Source organism: uncultured Thiocystis sp. (assembly GCF_903866365.1).
GTDB lineage: Bacteria > Pseudomonadota > Gammaproteobacteria > Chromatiales > Chromatiaceae > Chromatium.
In genome coordinates this window covers 1-6,390 of sequence record NZ_CAIPNF010000388.1, presented here as the reverse complement: position 1 = coordinate 6,390, position 6,390 = coordinate 1, and the positions used below count along the sequence as shown (strand labels likewise).

The following is a 6,390-nucleotide window of genomic DNA, read 5'->3' as shown; positions in this document are numbered from 1 at the left end:
CAGCAAGCACATGAGTGGTCGTGACCTGGGCCGACAAGAACCCACACCCGCGTTGCGCTATCGTGCGGCGGAGGTCGGCGCCTGCGGCGCGTAGCGCAGATCGATCGATAAAGTCAAACCTTAAAAACTCGAAGATCGAGTAACATCCTTCCATTTGGCAACGAACTGCTCGGGGGTCATGGGGCAATGAATCTCGGATGGCGGCGGGTGTGAAGCGTATCACTGCGCGCGCTTGCCGAGGGCGCGATCTGGTCTGGCGTGGACCGTCGCCGCACAGAGACGAATCGCCGCGCGGAATGGGGCCTCCTGACGGATCCGAGACGGAGGCGAGGTGTTGGGTGTACGGGGGCGGCGTTGACGCCAACCGACTGGCTTGCCCCTGCTCAATGCCTTTGTTGATCCACTCTTGCGCCACCGTCATGTGCAATGCCTCCTCGCGCTCCGGCTTGGCTTGGATCAGCGCCGCTCGGAACAGGGTTTTTGTGATGTGATACTGCCTGACAATATCGATCAGGACTTGCCGTATAAAAACGCCGCCAGCTCCTCGATAAGGAACTGGCGGCGGGTCTCCTGAGACGGCTCAAGCCGCCGCGCGTCGGTGCTGAAGGGAATGGACGACATCGGCCCAATCCACCCCTTTCTCATCCATCGGAATCGGCCCACTTGGCATCCTGACCAGGGTCTCGATACCGGCTTGAACCAAGCGTTGCCGTAAGGCGGCAGCGGCTTTCTCGCCGGTTTCGCTGCGATCCAGATCGGCCCAGATCGTCACCTGACGCACCCCGGCGGGCGGTTCAAACGTTTCCAGTAGCGTCGCACTGACCGCGGCCCAAACGGGTTGCCCGGAGAGACAGCGCGCCGCCAATGCGGTTTCGATGCCCTCGGCCACGCCCATCTCCGCGTCAACCGACGCGAGATGGATCGCTCCGCCCGTCATCGATGCCACTGGCGGCATCAGTTTTTTCGGGCTGGGTACCGTGGCTTTCCAGGCACCGTTGCGGTGCAGGTAGGTCCGATGCAGCGTCACCGCTTTCCCGTGCGGATCGCTCACCCGTGCCAGCATGGCCGGATAATGGCCGGTCGCGCGCCCGTTCTCGTAGTAAGCGAGATGCGGATGAAACCGCACCACCCGCGGGTCCAGCCACGCCAGGGAGGGACCGACACCACGATGCTCTAAATAACGCCACAGTGGCCAAGCCGCTGGATCGGTGGGGGCAAGCGACTCGCCCCAGGTGGAACGTAACGCCTGTCGGCACACATCGACCGACCTCTCGGTGTTCATCATCGGATGCACACCCATTGGCCGGATGGGCTGGCGGTCAGCGTGCTCGGTCAATCCCAATGACGCGCCAACGGCCTCCAGTGCGGCGGGAAAGGTCCAGCCGGTGAGCCACCTCAACAGCGCGAACCCATCCGGGAAGGCCCCGCAGGAATTGCAGATACCGCCGCCCGTGTGGGCGACATCCCGAAAAAGGCGAAACCCATCGCTGCCGCCATGCATGGGGCATGCGCCATGTCGCCCCGGACGCTTCAGGGCGGGTTCCAACGCCGGAACCCAATGATGCAGGATGCCAATCCAGCGGCCCTGCGCGTGCGTTCTAACCAACGTGGCGTTTAATGTCATACGACTTCCGATTCTTCAATATTGGGAAAAGGAAGACGTACCCCTCGCGGGAATACGCTTCCCGTGAGGGTGAAAAGTGTCGGCCTTACCGATTGGAAAGGCGGCTATCGCTGACCTGAACCGTCGTCAACAACGCATCCAGCTTGTTTCCATGCCGTGCACAGAAGGCTTGCGCCTCCTCGGTCTCCGGTGTCGACAAGCCGGCCGCCCGAGCCAACAGCACGAGGCGGAACAAGGCGTCCGAGGGCATAAAGCTGAAGCGGCGTTTGTCTGCTTCGACCCAGACGATCGGGCCGGGAGCGTTCTTCGGCGTTGCGCTCGCGAGCGCATCGAGTGCATCCGGTTGATTGATGATGAGATTTTCCAGCCAATCGGCGTAGATTCCATCGCTCACGGGACTGGTCGGGAGGAGCGATTCCCGCGCCTTCACGAGCACGTTTTCGAGCAGTTCGGCATAGGCGGACGCCCCTGCCGCGATCAGAAAGTCGTTTAACTGCTCGTTGGCGATGAGATCGACGCCCTCGCCGTTGGCGATGTCTTGTAGGACGTCGCGCGGGAGGACATCGATCACCGTCAATCCCGGTTCGGGAAATCCGTCCCAAAGTCTCGGTTTGCAGGTCGCCTCCTGGATCGCTTCCAGTTTTTCCAGGATCTGACGCGCCTGATCCTCGTTTCCTTCGACCCACCAATAGGAGGAGTGCATGGCATCCTCGTAAAACAGGATGGCGAGCGACGAATTGGCTTTCATGGTGTTTTCCAAGTGGTGAGAAAGCGCCTCCCCGTTTGGGAAGACGCGTCCTGTGATGGTGAGGGCCGGCGAGGATGTCAACGCGACATCCCAGGAGCCGAGCGGCGGTCAACGGCTAGATCCGCTGGCGGCGCACGATCCGAACCTGATCGCCAGGGTCGAGATCCACCGGGAAGCCGCCGCGCGTGTTGATGCGCGGAAGCGACAGGTGAACGGGCATCCAGCCGGTCGATTTGCCGACCCAAAAACGGCGGGTTTCCCGACCTTTGGGGTCGAGGATCGCCACGCGGGTCTTTTCAAGCCCAATCAGTTCCGGGGTGAGCAATGCCGGACAGCGTTTGCCGGTGCGTTGGTGGTGCGCTTCCCCGAGGCGCATGGCCGCGTGGTAAGCCTTCAGAAGTTCGTCGCTGCCCAACGGCAAATCGGCACAGGGCAGACCTAACCAGTCGAGCACCTGCCGCCGCCGGCGTTCAGCAACGTGATGCCCGATGGTTGAGGAACCGCCGGTCACCTGGATGACATAGAAATTGTTCATGCGTTTTCTCCGAAGAAACGAGGAGACGCATGATTCCCAAGGGGAAGATGAGTCTCCCCAGGGGGTCATGCCAGCAGGATGCTGACTCGATGATGAGAATCGGCCGGAAATGCCGCGATGCAGGGACGTTTAAAGCAGGTTGCGTTCGGCCATGGAGGTGCAGGATTCGGCGACCACAATGTGATCGAGAACGCGGACCTCGATCACACCCAGCGCGTTTTTCAACTTCGTCGTGATCGAGAGATCCGCCGCACTGGGATCCGCGTGGCCAGAGGGATGGTTGTGAAAATTATGTGGCGTGTTTTCTTATGTGCCTGAAAGAGGTGATCTCGGCGCAGATGAAGGGTTGTCGACCGATGCGTGGGCACATAATGGCAATCCAGCCGGGGCGAAGACTCTGCCCCGGATCGGAAGAGGGATGATTGTCTTGGGGGCGAAGGCCGCCCGCCCAACCCCGTGCTCAGCACGCTAAAGGGACGACAACCAGGCCAGCATCGTGGCATCGTCCTGCCATGTGGGTTTACGGGAGCGCCCCGGACTTGCCGCCACAGGTTCGCACAGGTTCAGGGCATCGGCCTTCATGCGGACGGTGATCTCGGCATACCGGTTGGTCGTCTCCAGGTTGGCGTGTCCCAGCCAGCCGCGGATGACATTGACCTCCGCGCCGGCTTCGAGCAGGTGGACGGCGGCCGTGTGCCGAAAGACATGCGGGGTCACCCGAACCTGCGAAGTAGGTTTGGCCGAAGTCTCCCAGATCTGAGCGTAGTGGCGGATGCGCTTGTAGATGCCAAAGCGCGTCATCGGCAGTTGGCCCGTTCCGACGAACACCGGGGTATCTGGCGGCAAGTCGGGGGCTCGTTCGTCCAGCATGGCCTGCAAGGTCCTCACGGTCTGGCTCCACAGGGGACAGGTTCGCCACTTCGAGCCTTTGCCCAGCAGCCGAACCTGAGCCGGCGAGCGCAAATCGAGTTGCCCCATCGTCAGTTGGGCGACTTCCGAGACGCGTGCGCCCGTGTTGTACAGCAGCATCAAGAGCGCGCGATCCCGCCGGGCAAGCCGGTCCTGAGGGTCGATGCAGGCGAACAAGGCTTCGAGCTCATCGCGGGCGAGGAACGTCATCTCCGGAAGCGGACAGCGCTTCATCGGAATGGCCGCAACCTTCGCACAGGACGGCAGCATTTCGGGGACCGTGCGGCCAAGGTATTCGTAGAACACGTGCAGCGCGGCCAGACGCTGGTTGCGCGTGCTGATGGCGTTGCCACGTTCGGCTTCCATGTTGTGCAGGAAAGCCTGTACCGCTGGGTAGTCCAGGTGCTCTAGGTCCAGTTTGCTCACGCCCCGCCGGTTCACGCCGGCCACAAAGATTAGGAACAGCCGCAAGCTGTCCCGATAGCTGCGAATGGTACTGGACTGCAAGCCCTTATCCTGAGACAGGTAGTTCAGGAAGTAGCTCTGAATGACCGATGCAAGGCTCGGATGCGTCATGGCGCCACCTCTTCGGTAAGGACCGGGGCAAAGGCCTCGAAGCGCTGATTGGCCGCCTCGAGAAGCGCGTTGCTCATGGTGAGGTACACCGCCGTACTGGCCGGATTGACGTGCCCCAAGATGGTCGACAGGTAATGCAGACGATCGGCTGGCGTGAGCCCCTGGCGATACCAGTTCAACAGCGTGCGCACGGCAAACGAATGACGAAGGCCGTGGACGTGCGGACCGAAGACGCCGGGGGGGACCTCCAGGGCCAGTTGTGGCAACAGATCGTCCCGGAACGTATTGCGGATGCTGTTCGTGCTGATCGGCGTGTGGCCGTTCCAGGAGAACAGAAAGCTCGAGCCCGTGCAGGCATCGCCCTGTGCCTGACGCCGGTCCAGGTAGCCGCGCAGTCTGTCGGCCAGCTTGGGACCGAATGGCACCAGCCGGTCCTTGCCGAACTTCGTGTTGCGGATCTCCAAGACCTCGCGCTCCAGGTCGACATCGCCCCATTGCAGGCGGGCGACCTCGCCAACCCGCAGGCCCAAGCCGGCCAGCAAGGCAAAGATCATCTCGTCGGTGGCGCCTCGTCGCGGTGCGCGCGGGTTATCCTCCAACGCCTTGGACAGGGCCAGCAGTTGCCGGATGGTCTCGGGCGAAAACAGGAAGGGAAGCCGACGCGCCGTCTGCGGCTGCGCTTTGGCTTGTAACGGCGACGCCGAGAGGATCTGCTGGCTGACGATCCAATCGAACAACCCCCGGACATGGCCCAGCAAAGTGTTGTAACTGCGTGGGTTGGTGCGCTGGCGGGAGGCCAGGAAGGCCTGCAGGCACCCAGGGTCAATCGCTTCGAGGCCGTCGATGCCTTGCTCATCGAGAAAGCGGTCGAGCAATCGCAGTTGGCGATCTTCGTTGGCGAACTTGCACCCCATGGCCCGCTTGACCCGCAGGTACTGCTCGATGTGAGGCGCAAGGGTGCTGTGAAAGCCGTTCCAGTGGGCGGTCATAGCATGTCCTCCGCCTCTCCAATGACGAGCTCACGCAGCTTATGCACCGCCACCTTGGCGTAGATCAGCGTGGAGGCAGGAGCACGATGGCCCACGTAGTCGCCGATGACCTTGAAGGGCACATCGGCTTCGACGAGGTGCTGCACGCAGGCGTGGCGCAGGGTGTGGGATCCGGGCCGCGTCACAGGGATGTCGGCACGGCGCATCCGGCCACTGACCATGGCGGAAACCGTCGCGTGCGGCATGGGAGCGTAGGGCGACCTGGCGGTGAGAAAGACCTGACGGTGCGCCACATCCGTTCGACGAACCTGCAAATACTCGATGACGGCATCACCGGCCGTTGCCGAGAGAGGGTAGCGGGTCGAGTGGCCACCCTTGCGCATCGGGATGCTGATCTGCGCATGCGGCCAATCGAAGTCCCCCAGGCAGAGCGCGGCGATTTCCCGCGTGCGCAATCCGTAGCTGGCCAGCAGCATCAGAATGGCGTAATCGCGCTTGCCCAGCTCGGAGCGTCGATCGATGCTGGCCAGCAACCGCTCGACATCCTCCCAGCCGATGGCCCGAGGAATGGATGCCTGCCGATAGGTGCGGCCGCGCGGCACACTGCGCACGAGATCCACGGGTACGATGCCCTCGCGGTGCACGTAGCGGAGAAAGACGCGCAAGGCGGACGCGCTATTGACCATGCCAGCCTTGTGGAGGACCTTGGCCCGCTCGTTGAGGAACTCGGTGATGCAGGCCGGCGTCAGGTCAGCCAGGGCGATGTCAGTTCGGGCCAGATATGCCTCGAATGGGCGCAGCGTGTACCTGTAGTCCAGCAGCGTGGTTGGGCGTAGACCCTTCTCGTTCCGCAGAAAGGTGAAGAACCCACTGATGGTTCGCTCAATTTTACCCCTCGGTTCATGAAATGACGGCAAGCTACAGGGACTTGCTGTCTTTGAATCATGCACACGATGGAAACACCACCCACAGTTACACGCATCGAACGGGTTGATGACATCCCCCTGCT

At 62.2% G+C, this 6,390-nt stretch carries 6 protein-coding genes and 1 pseudogene; all 7 read right to left on the bottom strand.

From position 1 onward, the window contains the following. Positions 1-580 precede the first annotated feature (580 nt). Complete coding sequence (locus QZY07_RS21515) at positions 581-1,624, bottom strand: toprim domain-containing protein (protein WP_295407217.1); 1,044 nt, start codon at positions 1,622-1,624, stop codon at positions 581-583. Positions 1,625-1,709: 85 nt separating this feature from the next. After that, positions 1,710-2,372, bottom strand: a complete 663-nt coding sequence (locus QZY07_RS21510) for a hypothetical protein (protein ID WP_295407214.1) — start codon at positions 2,370-2,372, stop codon at positions 1,710-1,712. A 115-nt stretch (positions 2,373-2,487) separates the two neighbouring features. Continuing rightward, entirely contained in the window at positions 2,488-2,907 is a 420-nt protein-coding gene (locus QZY07_RS21505; RefSeq protein ID WP_295407211.1) for a hypothetical protein, read from the bottom strand. Positions 2,908-3,036: 129 nt separating this feature from the next. Beyond that, positions 3,037-3,183, bottom strand: a pseudogene (locus tag QZY07_RS21500) (JAB domain-containing protein); the annotation flags it as partial. Between the two features lie 192 nt (positions 3,184-3,375). After that, positions 3,376-4,392, bottom strand: coding sequence for a tyrosine-type recombinase/integrase (locus tag QZY07_RS21495; protein ID WP_295407207.1), 1,017 nt, complete (start codon positions 4,390-4,392; stop codon positions 3,376-3,378). After that, positions 4,389-5,381: a tyrosine-type recombinase/integrase gene (locus tag QZY07_RS21490; RefSeq protein WP_295407203.1), complete on the bottom strand. Its 993-nt coding sequence runs from the start codon at positions 5,379-5,381 to the stop codon at positions 4,389-4,391. Before QZY07_RS21490 ends, QZY07_RS21495 begins: the two co-directional genes overlap by 4 nt. Continuing rightward, positions 5,378-6,390: tyrosine-type recombinase/integrase (locus tag QZY07_RS21485; protein WP_295407200.1), on the bottom strand; the 1,013-nt coding region annotated here is incomplete at its 5' end. The genes QZY07_RS21490 and QZY07_RS21485, both read right to left, overlap by 4 nt.

Bases quoted from the DNA above. Each gene is read 5' to 3' on its own strand.
- QZY07_RS21515 (WP_295407217.1), bottom strand. From the start codon at position 1,624: ATGACATTAAACGCCACGTTGGTTAGAACGCACGCGCAGGGCCGCTGG.
- QZY07_RS21510 (WP_295407214.1), bottom strand. From the start codon at position 2,372: ATGAAAGCCAATTCGTCGCTCGCCATCCTGTTTTACGAGGATGCCATG.
- QZY07_RS21505 (WP_295407211.1), bottom strand. From the start codon at position 2,907: ATGAACAATTTCTATGTCATCCAGGTGACCGGCGGTTCCTCAACCATC.
- QZY07_RS21495 (WP_295407207.1), bottom strand. From the start codon at position 4,392: ATGACGCATCCGAGCCTTGCATCGGTCATTCAGAGCTACTTCCTGAAC.
- QZY07_RS21490 (WP_295407203.1), bottom strand. From the start codon at position 5,381: ATGACCGCCCACTGGAACGGCTTTCACAGCACCCTTGCGCCTCACATC.